This is a genomic window from Paenibacillus sp. FSL H7-0326, from assembly GCF_001955535.1.
Taxonomy (GTDB): domain Bacteria; phylum Bacillota; class Bacilli; order Paenibacillales; family Paenibacillaceae; genus Paenibacillus; species Paenibacillus shunpengii.
In genome coordinates this window covers 1-15,336 of record NZ_MPVN01000009.1, presented here as the reverse complement: position 1 = coordinate 15,336, position 15,336 = coordinate 1, and the positions used below count along the sequence as shown (strand labels likewise).

The 15,336-nt window shown below is 39.4% G+C and carries 24 protein-coding genes; 2 read left to right on the top strand and 22 right to left on the bottom strand.

Annotated elements, in window-relative coordinates:
- Window positions 1-81: 81 nt before the first annotated feature.
- The gene (locus BK126_RS26230; protein WP_076315443.1) at window positions 82-741 is read right to left on the bottom strand and encodes a hypothetical protein; all 660 of its coding nucleotides are present in this window, start codon (window positions 739-741) and stop codon (window positions 82-84) included.
- Between the two features lie 58 nt (window positions 742-799).
- A complete protein-coding gene (locus BK126_RS26225) occupies window positions 800-1,018 on the bottom strand; it encodes an aspartyl-phosphate phosphatase Spo0E family protein (protein ID WP_076315442.1) in 219 nt (72 codons plus the stop codon).
- Between the two features lie 240 nt (window positions 1,019-1,258).
- Between BK126_RS26225 and BK126_RS26220 the strand changes: the two genes are divergently transcribed.
- Window positions 1,259-1,927, top strand: a complete 669-nt coding sequence (locus BK126_RS26220; protein ID WP_076315441.1) for a SprT-like domain-containing protein — start codon at window positions 1,259-1,261, stop codon at window positions 1,925-1,927.
- Window positions 1,928-2,247: 320 nt separating this feature from the next.
- On the opposite strand, the gene BK126_RS26215 is transcribed toward BK126_RS26220, so the two are convergent.
- From BK126_RS26215 to BK126_RS26105, 20 genes are all read right to left on the bottom strand, one after another.
- Complete coding sequence (locus BK126_RS26215; RefSeq protein WP_076315440.1) at window positions 2,248-2,661, bottom strand: hypothetical protein; 414 nt, start codon at window positions 2,659-2,661, stop codon at window positions 2,248-2,250.
- Between the two features lie 34 nt (window positions 2,662-2,695).
- Complete coding sequence (locus tag BK126_RS26210; protein WP_076315439.1) at window positions 2,696-3,154, bottom strand: hypothetical protein; 459 nt, start codon at window positions 3,152-3,154, stop codon at window positions 2,696-2,698.
- A gap of 196 nt (window positions 3,155-3,350) precedes the next feature.
- Window positions 3,351-3,581, bottom strand: a complete 231-nt coding sequence (locus tag BK126_RS26205; protein WP_076315438.1) for a hypothetical protein — start codon at window positions 3,579-3,581, stop codon at window positions 3,351-3,353.
- A gap of 20 nt (window positions 3,582-3,601) precedes the next feature.
- The gene (locus BK126_RS26200) at window positions 3,602-3,937 is read right to left on the bottom strand and encodes a hypothetical protein (protein ID WP_076315437.1); all 336 of its coding nucleotides are present in this window, start codon (window positions 3,935-3,937) and stop codon (window positions 3,602-3,604) included.
- Between the two features lie 61 nt (window positions 3,938-3,998).
- Window positions 3,999-4,430, bottom strand: a complete 432-nt coding sequence (locus BK126_RS26195; RefSeq protein ID WP_076315436.1) for a hypothetical protein — start codon at window positions 4,428-4,430, stop codon at window positions 3,999-4,001.
- 54 nt (window positions 4,431-4,484) lie between these two features.
- Complete coding sequence (locus tag BK126_RS26190; RefSeq protein WP_256703054.1) at window positions 4,485-4,934, bottom strand: disulfide oxidoreductase; 450 nt, start codon at window positions 4,932-4,934, stop codon at window positions 4,485-4,487.
- 34 nt (window positions 4,935-4,968) lie between these two features.
- On the bottom strand, window positions 4,969-5,337 hold the full coding sequence (locus tag BK126_RS26185; protein WP_076315435.1) for a hypothetical protein: 369 nt from the start codon (window positions 5,335-5,337) through the stop codon (window positions 4,969-4,971).
- A 417-nt stretch (window positions 5,338-5,754) separates the two neighbouring features.
- Entirely contained in the window at window positions 5,755-7,134 is a 1,380-nt protein-coding gene (locus tag BK126_RS26180; protein ID WP_143757804.1) for an ApeA N-terminal domain 1-containing protein, read from the bottom strand.
- A gap of 511 nt (window positions 7,135-7,645) precedes the next feature.
- The gene (locus BK126_RS26170; protein WP_076315432.1) at window positions 7,646-7,876 is read right to left on the bottom strand and encodes a hypothetical protein; all 231 of its coding nucleotides are present in this window, start codon (window positions 7,874-7,876) and stop codon (window positions 7,646-7,648) included.
- A gap of 1,334 nt (window positions 7,877-9,210) precedes the next feature.
- Window positions 9,211-9,480: a hypothetical protein gene (locus BK126_RS26165; RefSeq protein ID WP_076315431.1), complete on the bottom strand. Its 270-nt coding sequence runs from the start codon at window positions 9,478-9,480 to the stop codon at window positions 9,211-9,213.
- A gap of 103 nt (window positions 9,481-9,583) precedes the next feature.
- Window positions 9,584-9,877, bottom strand: coding sequence for a hypothetical protein (locus tag BK126_RS26160; RefSeq protein WP_076315430.1), 294 nt, complete (start codon window positions 9,875-9,877; stop codon window positions 9,584-9,586).
- A 23-nt stretch (window positions 9,878-9,900) separates the two neighbouring features.
- Window positions 9,901-10,122, bottom strand: coding sequence for a hypothetical protein (locus tag BK126_RS26155; protein ID WP_076315429.1), 222 nt, complete (start codon window positions 10,120-10,122; stop codon window positions 9,901-9,903).
- Window positions 10,122-10,679, bottom strand: coding sequence for a hypothetical protein (locus tag BK126_RS26150; protein ID WP_076315428.1), 558 nt, complete (start codon window positions 10,677-10,679; stop codon window positions 10,122-10,124). The genes BK126_RS26155 and BK126_RS26150 overlap by 1 nt, the downstream gene beginning before the upstream one ends.
- Before the next feature lie 46 nt (window positions 10,680-10,725).
- The gene (locus BK126_RS26145; RefSeq protein ID WP_076315427.1) at window positions 10,726-10,911 is read right to left on the bottom strand and encodes a hypothetical protein; all 186 of its coding nucleotides are present in this window, start codon (window positions 10,909-10,911) and stop codon (window positions 10,726-10,728) included.
- A 575-nt stretch (window positions 10,912-11,486) separates the two neighbouring features.
- On the bottom strand, window positions 11,487-11,708 hold the full coding sequence (locus tag BK126_RS26135; protein ID WP_076315425.1) for a hypothetical protein: 222 nt from the start codon (window positions 11,706-11,708) through the stop codon (window positions 11,487-11,489).
- A gap of 32 nt (window positions 11,709-11,740) precedes the next feature.
- Window positions 11,741-12,100, bottom strand: a complete 360-nt coding sequence (locus BK126_RS26130) for a hypothetical protein (protein WP_076315424.1) — start codon at window positions 12,098-12,100, stop codon at window positions 11,741-11,743.
- Window positions 12,101-12,214: 114 nt separating this feature from the next.
- Window positions 12,215-12,544: a hypothetical protein gene (locus tag BK126_RS26125; RefSeq protein WP_076315423.1), complete on the bottom strand. Its 330-nt coding sequence runs from the start codon at window positions 12,542-12,544 to the stop codon at window positions 12,215-12,217.
- A 721-nt stretch (window positions 12,545-13,265) separates the two neighbouring features.
- Entirely contained in the window at window positions 13,266-13,553 is a 288-nt protein-coding gene (locus BK126_RS26115; RefSeq protein WP_076315421.1) for a hypothetical protein, read from the bottom strand.
- A gap of 27 nt (window positions 13,554-13,580) precedes the next feature.
- Window positions 13,581-14,102, bottom strand: coding sequence for a DUF5983 family protein (locus BK126_RS28930; protein WP_083656245.1), 522 nt, complete (start codon window positions 14,100-14,102; stop codon window positions 13,581-13,583).
- Window positions 14,103-14,219: 117 nt separating this feature from the next.
- Entirely contained in the window at window positions 14,220-14,585 is a 366-nt protein-coding gene (locus BK126_RS26105; RefSeq protein ID WP_076315420.1) for a hypothetical protein, read from the bottom strand.
- 127 nt (window positions 14,586-14,712) lie between these two features.
- Between BK126_RS26105 and BK126_RS29215 the strand changes: the two genes are divergently transcribed.
- Window positions 14,713-15,006, top strand: a complete 294-nt coding sequence (locus BK126_RS29215; RefSeq protein WP_143757803.1) for a hypothetical protein — start codon at window positions 14,713-14,715, stop codon at window positions 15,004-15,006.
- Window positions 15,007-15,336: the final 330 nt, after the last annotated feature.

Genomic DNA, 15,336 nt, shown 5'->3' with positions numbered 1-15,336 from the left:
TAGTAATCATTATTCAACTATATATCACAAGCTACACATACAATCCACCACAAAATCCGAATATACTTTGATATCTAATCTTTATTTTTCTACATACTTTATGGTTTCCTCTAGACTGAAGAATGGAAGTTTTATAGTTTCAATCTTTTCTAGTGTATAGCCGTGTAATGCCATGAAAGGAAGAAAGATATCAAACGCATAAACCATCCCGTAATCCCGATGAATAAGTATTCCTAATTCTGTGTTATCTAATTCAGGTTCTATCAATCGATCCTCGATCGCTATCATGATAGCCTCACGATGTCTTTGTTCTCTCATTATTCTATGTAGGAAATTGTGAGATTCAACTAAATGCGTATCTTCCTCTTTTAGTAGTACGAAGTCTTTGAAAGATGGCTCCGGTTTAAGTCCTACTTCAGCGTAATACTTTTCTTGCTGGTAATTTCTCCATGCTTCAATCGTTTCATTAAGATCATAAAGAGGTTTATCCTTTTGATGACTCAGGGCATAGCCATGAAGCGCCATAAAATACAAGAAACACTTAAAAATATAGCCGAATCCAATAGTCCACTCTACTTGCTTTAATGGAGCATTTTCTTTTTCTGTTAAAAGCTCAAATAACCCTAATTCGAACCCTTCAAAAATTTCTTTCATCAAGTCTACGTTCTTTAATCCATTCGGAATATGCTCATAGTTTTCTATAAAAGCAACAACTTCACTTGGACTAGTAAACGTTCGCATGCTTTTCCCCCTTAAATTTTCGGCTTTTGATTACTATAGCAACCGATTTACTTTCATTTTACATCTTTTTATAAAACAGATGGCAATAAGTTCGGCATTCTTCAGTGCATTCTTTTTCTTTACAATTTTTCATACGCTGAGACATTAGGATGTACCTATCGAGCTGCTGACTTTTCTCTAATACTTTCGGATCTCTTACTCCTAAAGACATCGCTAGCTTGTTGAGTTGTTCACGAAGTTTTTCTATTTCAACATCTAGTAACCGAAGAACAGGCAAGAAAAGTACCTCCTATCATAAGATCACCTACAAATTCATTCTTTGTTATATCTTAATTATAATACATACATACTATGTATACAATACTATAAATGTGATCAAAGCGCCTTTTTTTCTTTTTTCCAGGCCAGCCAAGATGAAAAGTTGTCTCTACTTGTTATCGTCGCCAATGTAAATATTAGTAAGCGACTAACCGATATTAATAGTATTGAAATATATATTTCAATAAGGAGTGACTACATGGGGAAAATTGATGATGAGGTTTCAATCTATCGACCTATAAAGGAACTATATAAAGCCTTTCGGATCTTAAATACGGAGCTTTTTAACGGAGAACTTACAGAACCAGCAATCTTGATTCAATATCAAGGGAATCGTTCTAGGAATATCTATGGATGGTGTACGGAAAAGAAGATCTGGATTAGCCAAGACAAGGCCATCAAAAAATATGAAATCAACATTACTGCAGAGTATCTCGTTCGGGGATTAACTGAAATCATTCATACACTAATTCATGAGATGGTTCACCTATACTGTTCAGAAAATGGAATTCAGGATACATCAAGAGGCGGAAGCTATCATAATAAAAAGTTTAAAGCTTATGCAGAGCGTGTTGGACTTACCGTAGAATTTAATAAAAGCTACGGTTGGAGCCAGACAAGTCTGACTCCGTTAAGAAAATCTTGGATAGAGTCACTTGACCTTGATCCGGAAGCCTTTGTACTTAATCGATATTCCTGGGGAGATGAGGATGAAGATGAGGACAAAGAACAGGATGATAAACCAAAGAAACCAAAGCCCGTATGGTGCTGCCCTACTTGCCAAGATCCCAAAATCAAATCTAAGAAGAAGCTAAATATTATTTGCGGTGACTGTATGGAAAAATTCATTGAGATTGAAGAAGAATAAAAAAAGGACTTTACCTTAATAAAGGTAGGTCCTTTATTTGTAAGACATATGTCTTACATAATATCTTACATATCAGATTACATCTTATTGTTTCGTTGCTCTATGTATGGAAAAATCCACCTCCTCAAAGTACTTCTTTATCTCACATCACTTTTAAACGCATTGTAGCTCCTTCTATTTACTTCGTCAGCAAAGGAGGATCAGAAAGGCAATGGAATCTACAGGGCCTTGGCTGGTCGCGTAGCGAGCTGCTTAGGCCCTGTGAGTCGCTTGCCTTTCCCGACTGGCGAGCTGGGGGATCAAAAAAGGTTTTTATGTATTTAACTACTCAATTTCTCAAATGAACTTGTAAACATCTTTTGCTGCTTTAAGATGTGAAGCATCAAATCCTCAAGGATCTCAACTCTCAACTTTTCTGCAGCTGCCCTATTGGGAAGTGAAATTCGAAACCCTTCGATTAAGGACGAGAAATCAAACATGGATAAGACGTTTCCTTCATCAACATCAGTATCTTTTATCCGAAACTCGAACTGCTTACCAGACAAAGCACTTCGGATCCAATTCTTCTTCATGATCAGCATAAATTTCTGTTGTTGAAACAAGTAATTTTCAAAACCTTCATGTTCAACTTCAAGCTGTATGACAAGATCATAACTAATTTCAGCAGCGTTGCGTTTGAATTCTGCGCCTGAAGGTTCGGGTCTCATATGCATGGTAAAATAACTAAAGCTCATAACACTACCACCTTTATTCTACATAACTGTAATTTCATTTTTCGATATCCAATGGAAGCGACCTATGCCCTAATAATTCGGCTATAGTTGCGGCTTGAATGAAAGTGACCGGAAAACCATCTTGAATATCAAAATGTTCATCCAAGAGGTCAATGACTATCTCTGGTTCCCCTTCATTTTTTGGGAATTCAGACTTGATGCGATCGAACAGTTCTCTTGCCTTTTCTTCAGTACCTAAACCAATTGGTAATAAGGTTTCAAAGGTATCTTTTTTAACATTCACCTTTGTGAACACAATTCCCCAATCTTGATTTTTTTTCTTACCTGTAAATTCTCCCTTACTTGCTAAATGTTCTGCATAAATCTTCTCAAATGCTTCATCCTCTTGGTTATGCAAGTTTGATTCATGATCAAATCCATGGGCTATCACGATGCCTTGCGCAAAGAAATACCTAGCCAATTCCTTTAGATCATCCTTCTTTATATATGGCATATTATCTTCCCTCCCTGGAAAAGAGGCAGCCTAACTACATTTACAGTAATCAAGTAGTTTTTTGCATTTAATGCATCTGCCTTCCCTCGCAAATTTCGCTTTTAATTTACATAAGTCATTGCAGTAAAGTCGGTTGTTGAATCTGTAGAATTTATTTCCGCACCAATTGCAGTGAACTTCCATCGTAAATGCAACCTCAATCCCTTTTTTGAAGCATCTTAAGGCACTTGTTACAGGCGTATTGTATTTTTTCCGACATCAATTCTGTTTCATCAATAGACGTTTCGAAATAGTCCGTATCTTGTAAATATTTACCGCATATAGAAGCGTTGTTTTTGAAAGCATGGTACTTTGCTTTCGGATGAATCCAATCATGATCGGTAAAATTACTTTGTTTAACAGGCAACTGCCAAACTATTTTAGACATATGTTTTATTGTAATCTCCTTTAAGCTAATTGAAGATCATCGACCCTGATATCCATGCATCCTTTACCGCCGATTAACAAGGTTGTTGAATCAACATAGGCAAAAGAATAGTACCACGGGTCACCGCTGCAGCCTGTAGGCTCTGAGGTGAACATAAGATGATGATCGCAAATCCCTTGATAAACTAAATAGAATCCATCTTGCATTGAAAACATTGATCTTTTCTTTTTACCAATCCTTGTAATCCGATCGCCGGGTAAAATCAACTGATTGCCGAGCTGGATCGCCGCTGGAGATATTTCGTCTCCATCTTCAAGCTGCCCGTACATGGCACCCCACTTCATCACGGTATGCACTTTAACCTCACTCTCCCCTGAGAAAGAGGCAGATAGCCTCAATCTAATAATTGACCGAATCCTAACTGCTAATTAAATCAATCCGGTCATCAAGATATGTCCAGTATTCCTCGCCACTCTCGCTATCCCTAACAAGAATGCTGATTATATCGTTATCAGATTCCTTGATATCTACAATCGCGATATCTCGAATAATCTTTGCAGAAACACCGATCAAGTAGTGAGCTGATTCTTTCTTGGATTCTTCGTTGAAAACTAGGCCCTTTCCTGGTTCATAGTCTGTAGCGATCCCTTCACCAAAACTGAAAGCCAAGATACAGAAAGTTTCACGGTCCCACCCATACCTCATGATGATTTGGGCATCCACACCATGCTTGGCTAACTCCTTTTGTAGCTCTGTTGTGTTTTTAACGAGAATATAAGCATTGTCACCGCGGTTTTCTTCAACCACTTCCAAACTGTTTAGCACATCAAGAACCGCTTTTTTATTCAAGTCCGATACTCCCTCTCCACATGTTAAGTAATAAAATTCATACTTTCAGTACACTTAATTAACTTCTTCCTCTTCGTTATTCGGTAGCTTCCAAAGTAGAACCGTTATCAAAATGAATGCCGTAAGAGCCATAACCGGAATTGTAATAAAGCCAAACCAAGCAAAATAGTTTTCAGTACAAGGCGTAGGGCCACAGGCAACGATTGAGTTACTTGCAACAAACTTATGGATTTGCTGATACAAAATATGAACCAGGGATATAGATCCCCCAACAATGGACATCGGCAATAGATATCGTCTAGCTGCAGCATTGTCTCTGTTGTAATAAGCAATGGCAATCAGAATCGTAAGAGGATACATAAAGATGCGTTGGTACCAGCAGAGATTACACGGTGTATACCCTTTAATCTCACTAAAATACAAACTACCAAACGTTGCTACCATCGAAACAATCCAGGCACACAGGAAGCGGTACTCGCTTTTTATTTTCGACATGAACTTCATTAATAAAATCCCTACTTTCTATAACTATGTAGCATTACTTCTGTAAAACTAGATAAGCAGCCTCGCAGCGCTCTCGTGGTGTCACTTCAAGGAACTTTAATATTCCTTCAGACTTAAGCTTCCCTTCAGTACCCCACTCGCTTACGTTTAACAATTCAGCAAGCGTTCTGATATAACCTTGTGAATCGGTTTTAAGTGCTCTTGCTTGTACATTCATACTGTACTCATGCTCACTCGAATACGGGTATATATGAGAGTAGATCCAAACCCCCTTTTCATTCTGATACTGTCCAGAAAATCCACGCAACTCACCAAAAAATTGAACCTTCCATCCGAGTAGTTCTGCTACTTTTGCATCCAGTTCAGAGTTCAATAGTTTTCTAACGTCTTCTTTACTAAACAAAAAAAGGCCACCTCCTTAATCATAGAATCAAAACTTAATTTCCGGAATAAAACTAAACACATTTATGAGGTGTAATCTTACCGATCACCGTGCTAACCACTTCCATCTTTTCAACCATATTGCGAATATCTTTCACTATTTGATTCAGAGATACGTTCAACGTATGGGGCTCCTTTCCAATGTATTCTCTTCAACAGGCAAGACAAGATAAAGTAATGCGGTAGAGATGCCTGCATAATATACGGCGATAATGTTTGATCACACTCTTAAAGTTATCGGCACGTTTATCTAACTTTTCTCCTTGTATATATTATACTACATCCATAGTGTGTATACAATATAATTTCTCTCATTTCCCTCATCAAATTTTGTAGATGCATATAAAAGAGCCACACCCAAGGCATGGCTCTTACTAATTTATATATTTTGTAGAACATAAAACTGAAACCATTTTATGGAGCCATCAAAAGCTCTTTTTATTTTTTCGTTAGATAATCCCATTTCATAGAAAAGACAAAGCTCAAGAATAAATTCCAACTTTTGTGTAGCCACAACTAAATCATTTTCACTCAAGGCTTTTTGTTTATATTTATCATCCCAATGAGTAAAGTAATTGCGGGTCACAACAATATCACCTATAAGCTTCTCATCGATCTCCATTAAGAAAGCTATAATGTCTTGATGGGTTTTGATTAGATATAAAAGTCGATGTCTTAATGTAGTCTCATTCAGGTGCGATAGTTTATTTCTCATTGCGTTATATGAATCTAAATCAGATGATAGTTCAGCTTGAAGGAAGTCATTGAGTTTAGATTTCAGCTGTTCATACTCGTCTTTTGGCATTATGGTTTCGCCTTTACCATATGTTCTTCTATGATAAGACTCTAGAGCCTGTACCATGTTTAGAAATCTATTTTCGAGATTTAATCGATCATTATAAATGGTAGAAAAATATAGGTTATAGATTGGTTGTAACTTGTCGCTTTTTTTAAACCAATTTTGTAGAAGTTCATTAATTTCTACTCTGATTTCTTTCAAAGGAATAGTCATATCTTCTGTATGTATTTTTTCAGTTTTCTTTTCAGATACATAGGATACCGATACTGTAACACCTCTTAAAAATCTAGCTTGAATATTCATCGGATATGTCTCACTTCCCATGAGCAAAGAAAAGAAGTTTTGTAGTAAGGGTAAATAGTATTCTGTAAATCGAGAATAATTGATTTCATCCTTTTCAGATTTCAAACGGATGTATGAATTTAATGTAATGCTTATTTCATCACGATAGCGTTCTTTGATACTCTCAGCAAAATAGATAGAAAGTCGTACTCCATCCACGTTAGCCAATTTAATTTCTTCAAAATCCTCATATGAAATGGTGTTTATTCTGTTATCGTAATCATTCTCATGAATAAACTTCGCTTCATTGACCCACTGATTCAAACTTTGAAATGTGAATCTATATTCTGTAAAATTCATTTGGCTAACATTCGAAAAATGTTGACCTTTAAAGACAAGTTCTACCTTATATACTGACATTCTATCTGTTAACCTGACAGTATCCAGAAACGACTGACAATTTAACAAAGTGAATTTTTCTCCAGTTGATGATGTTCCCAGGATAATTTTATGTGTCATACGTAGATCTCCATCATACAGATCATTATGTAAAGTGAGATTTGCTGTACCGTCATTATTGTAGACTAGCATTCCCTTTTCCTCTATCTGTTCTGTCTGTCCTGGAACCCACCATTGTCCTTGTATTTCCTTTTTCATTAAATCACCTGTTCTCTCCAAATATTTAGTTCCTTTCAATCTAGCTTATGTGACAGATACAGCCAGGTCAAAGAATTTATCGATTAATTCAAGAGCCTTCCAGAGGAAGGCATCCATGCAATTAAAAATCAAAGGAACCGAAAATTCGGTTCTTACCATTTTGCCCCGATCCTATACATCTGTCCTCGGCTATATTCTACTAATATAATGATATACCATCCTGTCTTACGTATGTCTTACAACTGTCTTACATATCCATTAACATTCTTCATTTTAATGTCTTACACCGTCTTACATATGTAAGACGGTGTGTTCTTTGTTATTATACTTTTTAACTACTCTACGATATGGACCGATACTCCTACATGTGATCTTTATATTTCTTCGCTTACACTCCTCTTTGAACTTCTTGTAGAAACTAGTATCCATGTGAACCTCTTTGTTCTTGTTTAAGTTAGTAAAGTAGATTTCAGCTATCATTCAAAGTACCTCCGTATATTTAAATTATTTGATCAAAATTCACTTACATCCACTAAGCCTCGATACCAAGTCGCTTCCGTACCAATTGTTGAGAGCTAATTCCCAGAGAGCTGGCAAGGCTTGATATCAATTCGCTACGACGGACGAGCAACTCATTCATGAGTTGCTGCAGATCCGGATCTGCTAAATGTTCTTCCGATCCTATTACCTGACCTACATTTTCAATAGTGGCTTGTACTTCATCTAATTCTGTTGTCGTGTACAAAGGATTTATGTTATTCATGTTTTTACTCCTTCTGAGTTTAGTAGCTTACAAGCTGTAGCCCCTTTTGCCTGACGCATGGGACAGGGCCCCGAAAGGGCGTTTTCTCGCCTTTTGACGCGGAGCTTGGGAACAGGGGCATAGCGATATGATCAAGGGTCTCAGCCGAAAAGTTTTTTCATCAGATGCTTTTTCTGATAATAGAAAAAAGTTTTTGGCCCCTTGAACATGTCGCTCAGCGACTTGGCTTCCAGGAGGTGGAGGGGCGCAGCCGGAGGCTCGGCCTCCTGGAAGCTTAGTCGCTTTGCCCTTGTTACCATGCGGAAGGCAAAAGGCGTGAAAACGCAGACTAAATAAAAAGAACCGGATTTCTCCGGTTCTCTCCATGCTTTGATTATTTGGTTTAAGGTATATGTGTTCAGGTTTTCGCTCCGTGGCGCGGTGTTAAGCGACTGACAGGAACGTAGAGCGCCTTGGCCGGGACGCTTTCCCCGGCTTAGGCGCTCTCGTTATCGGCTGGAGTAACCCGACAGCGGTGCGTAGCAGCTCTTGAGCGGCGTTCTTTTGCCGCTTTAGAGCTGCTAGCATGAGCCAGCATCATTGATTTTCATATTTATAGATGTTTGCATATATTTAATTTCAACATTCTGACTTTCATTGACAATATCCGCATTGTAGCATGATCCTGTTCACATAAAAAAAATTTTTAAAAGATTCTACTACATCTTCCATCCCTTTTCCTTTGCGGTATGTTGTGTTATTTGCTATAATCGCAAATGCGTTTCAACATTAGGGCGCTGTTTACAAGCACAATATATTGGGGTAATCTTGTAATATATCAACCAAATATAGGATTTTACATTTGGATTTGGCACTTAAAAGCTGAATGAAGTGTCTCTTGCTTTCCTGTACAGAATACCTGTACACGAAAGGATGATTTATATCGAACTTGCACTTTCTCTTGTTCATTTTTACATCACGGAGATGCTTCCGATTATGCTTAATTTCATTGCAGATCCGAATTACACCCCAGCTATAAAGTTTTTCGTTTATAGCCTTGTCAGTCTCCCATATATGGTCTTCTGCAGTCTTCTTGCATACTCAACATGGCTGGATATCCAAAAGAAGAGAAAATAAAAAGGATCACTGTTATGCTTGCCGGCGCACAGTGATCCTTACCCTGTAGTCCTCTTTACTCGTACAGGACAAGCAAGAGAGACTTGATTTAGTTTATTGTAACACTATGAGATTTGATTACAACCCTTATTAATCAGATTTAATAAATCTGAAACAATCACGTGGCTGGGGAAAAACGGAATCCCACCTGGGGATTCCCTCTTAACGGGTTATCTATCTCATTCATCAAAGCAAAGCCCAAACTCCATGAACGCCAGCCAAGAACAGTCCATTACAAAATCATCTTGACCCTCTGCTTTAATGTATACATTTCCATCTTCTTTATGTTCTACACGGATCTGTCCTTTTGAATCCGGGGTTCCATGCAGTTCATCGGAATACTTCCAATGAAAATAGTGTGCCTCCTTGTCAGTAGAGTCGTATGTAATTTCACCTGTATATATATTCGCTAATAACATCATGACTTCAGTAACAGCAGCTACTACCATGTTATGACCTCCTTGGGTTTTGACTAACTTTGCCGTGAGGCACCAGCGGTGATCTTCCGGTGGTGCCTCACGGCCGCAGCACGATTCAGGAAGAGGGAACCGATTAATGATCCCCTTCTTTACTTCCCATCAACTCGTAAGGAAACAGACGATTCTTCAATAGCTTGTAAACATCTGTCCGATCATAGAGAGGTATAAATTCATTTCCTCTCGATCTGAATGCCGATGGATACTCACGGCCACTACTTAAAATGGGGACTCCTAATTGCATACAACGCTCTTCAGGCAGTAACACCGCGAATGGATACGGTGCGCTAGACCATACGCGCTCGATTTCGTTCATCCATGGCAGTCCTGTTTCTTGAACCTCTTGCAAACTATATCTTCTCTTTAACATGTTGTTACCTCCTAGAATTGTGATTAGCTGACTGCTTTGACATTGTTGAGGACTTCAAGCAATGAGCAATATTCGTTTGAGTGTTTTAGGTAGAACGTGCTTTGATGAACGACTTCCCAATTTCCTGTTTCTTTAGCAAGCAAGATATCCTGAATATCTTGCTTGCTAAAGTGTTTTTTAGATCGATGCTTTTTCATTTCACTTTGGATCTGTATATAAGATTTGGTGATTTGGGTTTTGTTCATTAGTCTCGATCCTCTCGGTTGATATAAAAACTGTGTGAATCGATAATCTGAATCCAGTAACCATTTTTACTAAAGAACTCTTTTATCATTTCGAATCGATCCCATGAGTGTTCGAAGTTAATCGCCTTTTCATGAAGTACGGTCAACGTTTCTGGATTGTAGTACTTGACCAATTCATCTATATTAAAGGACTCAATTACGCCTTGCTCACTGTCGTAAGCCATCCCATTAAAACAAATAGTGATAAATTTCCACAATCCTTTTTCTTGTAGAAAGTCCCTGAACCGTTCTGCAAGTAATTGTATATCTTGTTTCTGTTTTTCTGCCCAACCATCAGGGCGGTATTCAAGGTCATTGCCTTCGCTCCAATGCTCATCGAAGAAATTGCGAGCATATACAGAAAAGTTACTACGACTAACCCTGATCTGAGTTTGGATATCCTCTAAATCATCTCCTACAAAATACATGTAGTTTCCTTTTGCTAGTTGATACGAGAGTCCTTTGAATCTTGAGGAAAGCTCATTTTGAATGGCTTCGATATCGTAATTGAGGGTCATTTATTTTCTCTCCTTAGATTTGAATGTGTGCATTTCATTCCTGAAATCAATTTATATGTGTGAACCATCTTCGGTCTTGATTCCACTGCTCTCTTACCATTTCATCCGTGGGCTGATCTGCATAATCAGCAATATAGATTTTTCCGGAACGTGTCACAACACGGACATTGTACCTTCCCGGAAATAATGTAGACTCGTTGATTTGAATGTTTAATGATTTTGGTGTTTTCATCGTATTCACTCCTTGTCTAGCTCCTTTTGCCTGACGCATGGGACAGGGCCCCGAAAGGGCGTTTTCTCGCCTTTTGACGCGGAGCTTGGGAACAGGGGCATAGCGATATGATCAAGGGTCTCAGCCGAAAAGTTTTTTCATCAGATGCTTTTTCTGATAATAGAAAAAAGTTTTCGGCCCCTTGAACATGTCGCTCAGCGACTTGGCTTCCAGGAGGTGGAGGGGCGCAGCCGGAGGCTCGGCCTCCTGGAAGCTTAGTCGCTTTGCCCTTGTTACCATGCGGAAGGCAAAAGGCGTGAAAACGCGGACTACAATAAAAAAGAACCGGATCTTTTCCGGTTCTCTCCATGCCTTTGTCATTTGGTTCTGAAATTAGGTTTTGGCTCCGTGGCGCGGTGTTAAGCGACTGACAGGAACGTAGAGCGCCTTGGCCGGGACAGCTTTCCCCGGCTTAGGCGCTCTCGTTATCGGCTGGAGTAACCCCGACAGCGGTGCGTAGCAGCTCTTAGGCGGCGTTCTTATGCCGCTTTAGAGCTGCTAGCATCAGCCGGTATGTATGAAATCTCTTTTCTTATTTACTCTTCGCTTCTTCCGCACTTAGAGCATACACCGTCAACCCACAACCCTACGTGCTGTAATGTCGGATGATCTCCCCAAAAAATGAAAATACCCTTATTATTTTTTCCGCAATCTGTACATTCATTTTCTGTATGTTCTTCTTCATACTTTAGTTGCATTTTTTCAAATCCCGAATAAGTTTTGCTGTCCAGTTTGGTTTTAGCTTCTATCCAATCCACTGTATAACCCCCAAAAGATATAAATGAGCAATTCAGCTTGCAGACGGTAAATCGATCAAAAATTCCTTTGCTAAATTTTCATTAAAAAATCTAACAGCGTCAATAAAGTGTAGGATCTGATTTTTAAATTCTCTTTGTTTGTCTACATCCTTACTTTCAATAGACCATTTCAAAAAACTTAAATACATGTCGAATTCTTTTCTTATTTCATCATCAGATAAGACAAGTTCCCTTTCATAATCTATAACGGGCTTATTTGTCTCATCATTTTTAACGCCAAAAGCTTTTCTTATAATCGCGATCTGTACCATAACCCTTAAACTTTGTTCACGGCTGTATAGATATTGAGTGTCTAGATCGATTACCTTCTTCATAACATCTTGGTTTCTCATTATAATAATCTCCTTATAGAGTTCAAATTGGCATCTTAATCCGCAGTTTGCACCGCTTAAGAGAATGTTCAGGACAATAGCTTGGATCGTCCCGAACATTCTAAATCGATGAAATTACACAAGACGGATGTATATTTGAGATTTTTGATCATTTGAATCTGCTAAGATTGCAATCAAATCTTCCTGACCATACATAAAAACACGCTCTATTATATAATTATTCTGAATTTCATCAGTCAAGTTATCATGCTCTGGGAGTTTGAACTCAGCTAAGAACAGATATCCTCTGGTATATTTGGATGATTCGCTGACGCTCAACGGATCATCTAACCATTCATCCAACTGACGCTCAACACCTTTAATTTCAAAATAGGTCATTTCACGGCGCATGTTCTCGTACTTACTTCCTGTGTACATGTTGATAATCATTGGGTTATACTTCATAATTTTTTCAGCTCCTTAGCATGTTACGGCGAATCCCTTTTGCCTGACGCATGGGTCAGGTCCCGAAAGGGCGTTTTTTCGCCTTTTGACGCGAAGCTTGGGAACAAGGACATAGCGATTTGATCAAGGGTCTCAGCCGAAAAGTTTTTTCATCAGATGCTTTTCCTGATAATTGAAAAAAGTTTTCGGCCCCTTGAACATGTCGCTCAGCGACTTGGCTTTCAGGAGGTGGAGGGGCGCAGCCAGAGGCTCGGCCTCCTGGAAGTTTAGTCGCTTTGCCCTTGTTACCATGCGGAAGGCAAAAGGCGTAAAAACGCAGACTACAATAAAAAAGAACCGGATCTTTTCCGGTTCTCTCCATGCCTTTGTCATTTGGTTCTGGAATTAGGTTTTGGCTCCGTGGCGCGGTGTTAAGCGACTGACAGGAACGTAGAGCGCCTTGGCCGGGACGCTTTCCCCGGCTTAGGCGCTCTCGTTATCGGCTGGAGTAACCCGACAGCGGTGCGTAGCAGCTCTTGAGCGGCGTTCTTATGCCGCTTTAGAGCTGCTAGCATCAGCCCGTTGTATCTTATTCAGTATCAGATACTAGACCACTGCCAGAGCATTCATCGCATTTTCCTTCTTCCGTATAGCACTGACCTTCACAACAACGGCAAGTAATTAGATCCGGTACAAAATTCATTCAATTTCTCCTTAAAGTATGTATTCATAGTTTGATTACTTAGTTTTTCATCATCCATTCAAGCGCTTTTGACGGATAACCCTTAGTAAAAATGACTGTTCTTTGGTCTCCATCGTATACACTCAACGTACCTGCTCCATACCTGGATTGACTGGACAATCCAAAACAAGATTCAAATACAACCTTCTTTCCACGCTTAGTAAAGCCTGTTTGTATTGAATTATCCCCTTCCAGTTTAACCTCTGTGAATTTGCTACATCTGTCTTTTTCCTTTCGCTCCTTGGCTCTTTGTGTAATTCTTGCTTCTCTTTCATAGTCCCAATCCAAAGCAGCTCCCACCTCTCCGTTAATAAATCAATACCAGTCATACAAAGGTAAATCAGAATTTATCTCCACATCCCGATCAAGCATTATCCAGGATGCATCATGAATACGAGCGTAGTTAAGAATAGTGGATAAGCATTCAGGAAGATTGGCCGTTTCTTCCTCGTCTGATGGAACATAAATAAAGAATCCATACTCTTCCTTTTTATATGAAATTAAACCCTGGATCTCATTCTGATCCAATAAGCCGCATACCTCTGGAGTGGTATGAGCCGTACTGATTGCAAGCATAGTTTCCTTCTCAGGTTGATTTGTCAAAGGCTCTTCCTTAGCTGTTTCAAACATTAAAGTGGAACCAGCATAATCCTCACCAAGAATCTCATAGGAATCTTCGCCCGCTTTAGAACGTTCTATATATTCTGCATAAGGTACACCTGTCCAAGCTTCGAAATCGGCAGCTGCTCTTTCAAATGCAGTAGGTCCAATAAAAGGTGTTATTTTTTCGTTCAAGTCTTGCATCATATTTACCGATAAGATGACTTTTGTACTCATTAATCTTCATTCCTGTTCTCTATTGGATTTGCCCGACCAGCTTTAAGCTGGTCGGAAAACTGGTAAGTAAGGCAAATTCACGTGCAGTCTAAATCAGGTAATTGATTTGCATCAACATTAGTCCAATCGACTGATAGTAAAGCTGTAATCTGTCCCGAATAGAATCGTATACCCACGCTCTTCAAAAAAGTTTTTCAGGGTGTCGTAGATATCCCACGATCTGGTTCTTGTCTCAAGATCGACCTTCCCATTATTTAAGAAGTGACCAAGAGGACTACCTTCATGGAGAACAGTAAGCGTATCCTCGTCATAGAAAGCCATATATTCAGCCACATTAATAGATTCAATTACCCCTTCTTCACTGTCATAAGCCATTCCGTTAAAATAAATCCGGATTGCTCTCCAAAGTCCTAACTCCTCTAAAAACTGTTTGAAACTATCTGCTAGTTGCTCAATTTCCTTATTTTTAGTGTTAATTGTCATTTTTAAAAGCTCCTTTTATTGAAATTGGATTAACCTCTAGCCCCTTTTGCCTGACGCATGGCTCAAGGCCCCGAAAGGGCGTTTTTTCGCCTTTTGACGCGGAGCTTGGGAACAGGATCATAGCGATATGATCAAGGGTCTCAGCTTAAAAGTTTTTTCATCTGCTGCTTTTTCAGATGAGAAAAAAGTTTTAAGCCCCTTGAACATGTCGCTCAGCGACTTAGCTTCCAGGGGGGTGAGGGGCGCAGCCGGAGGCTCGGCCCCCTGGAAGGTTAGTCGCTCTGATCCTGTTACCATGCGGAAGGCAAAAGGCGTAAAAACGCAGACCAAAATAAAAAAAGAACCGGATTTCTCCGGTTCTTCTCCATGCCTTAGTTATTTGGGTGTGAATTTAGGTTTTCGCTCCGTGGCGCGGTGTTAAGCGACAGACAGGAACGTAGAGCGCCTTGGCCGGGACGCTTTCCCCGGCTTAGGCGCTCTCGTTATCGGCTGGAGTAACCCGACAGCGGTGCGTAGCAGATCTTGAGCGGCGTTTTTATGCCGCTTTAGAGCTGCTAGCATGAGCCCTTACATTTCTAGATTAACTCCATCATCATTTTAAATTATTCCACTAGCTTTCAAGTAGGGGTAGTACCAGCGAAGCTGACACCACCCGCAAAGTATATGGGCAAATATGTAAATCAGTAATTCTAGGATCTTATTTCCCTCGATCCTTTACCTTTTCGCCGCGCTAGACATTCTATGACAGGTA

Bases quoted from the DNA above. Each gene is read 5' to 3' on its own strand.
- BK126_RS26220 (WP_076315441.1), top strand. From the start codon at position 1,259: ATGGGGAAAATTGATGATGAGGTTTCAATCTATCGACCTATAAAGGAA.
- BK126_RS26170 (WP_076315432.1), bottom strand. From the start codon at position 7,876: ATGAATAACATAAATCCTTTGTACACGACAACAGAATTAGATGAAGTA.
- BK126_RS26230 (WP_076315443.1), bottom strand. From the start codon at position 741: ATGCGAACGTTTACTAGTCCAAGTGAAGTTGTTGCTTTTATAGAAAAC.
- BK126_RS26130 (WP_076315424.1), bottom strand. From the start codon at position 12,100: ATGAGAAACCAAGATGTTATGAAGAAGGTAATCGATCTAGACACTCAA.
- BK126_RS28930 (WP_083656245.1), bottom strand. From the start codon at position 14,102: ATGAGTACAAAAGTCATCTTATCGGTAAATATGATGCAAGACTTGAAC.
- BK126_RS26145 (WP_076315427.1), bottom strand. From the start codon at position 10,911: ATGAAAACACCAAAATCATTAAACATTCAAATCAACGAGTCTACATTA.
- BK126_RS26105 (WP_076315420.1), bottom strand. From the start codon at position 14,585: ATGACAATTAACACTAAAAATAAGGAAATTGAGCAACTAGCAGATAGT.
- BK126_RS26150 (WP_076315428.1), bottom strand. From the start codon at position 10,679: ATGACCCTCAATTACGATATCGAAGCCATTCAAAATGAGCTTTCCTCA.
- BK126_RS26125 (WP_076315423.1), bottom strand. From the start codon at position 12,544: ATGAAGTATAACCCAATGATTATCAACATGTACACAGGAAGTAAGTAC.
- BK126_RS26215 (WP_076315440.1), bottom strand. From the start codon at position 2,661: ATGAGCTTTAGTTATTTTACCATGCATATGAGACCCGAACCTTCAGGC.
- BK126_RS26155 (WP_076315429.1), bottom strand. From the start codon at position 10,122: ATGAACAAAACCCAAATCACCAAATCTTATATACAGATCCAAAGTGAA.
- BK126_RS26205 (WP_076315438.1), bottom strand. From the start codon at position 3,581: ATGTCTAAAATAGTTTGGCAGTTGCCTGTTAAACAAAGTAATTTTACC.
- BK126_RS29215 (WP_143757803.1), top strand. From the start codon at position 14,713: ATGATCAAGGGTCTCAGCTTAAAAGTTTTTTCATCTGCTGCTTTTTCA.
- BK126_RS26190 (WP_256703054.1), bottom strand. From the start codon at position 4,934: ATGAAGTTCATGTCGAAAATAAAAAGCGAGTACCGCTTCCTGTGTGCC.
- BK126_RS26210 (WP_076315439.1), bottom strand. From the start codon at position 3,154: ATGCCATATATAAAGAAGGATGATCTAAAGGAATTGGCTAGGTATTTC.
- BK126_RS26160 (WP_076315430.1), bottom strand. From the start codon at position 9,877: ATGTTAAAGAGAAGATATAGTTTGCAAGAGGTTCAAGAAACAGGACTG.
- BK126_RS26165 (WP_076315431.1), bottom strand. From the start codon at position 9,480: ATGGTAGTAGCTGCTGTTACTGAAGTCATGATGTTATTAGCGAATATA.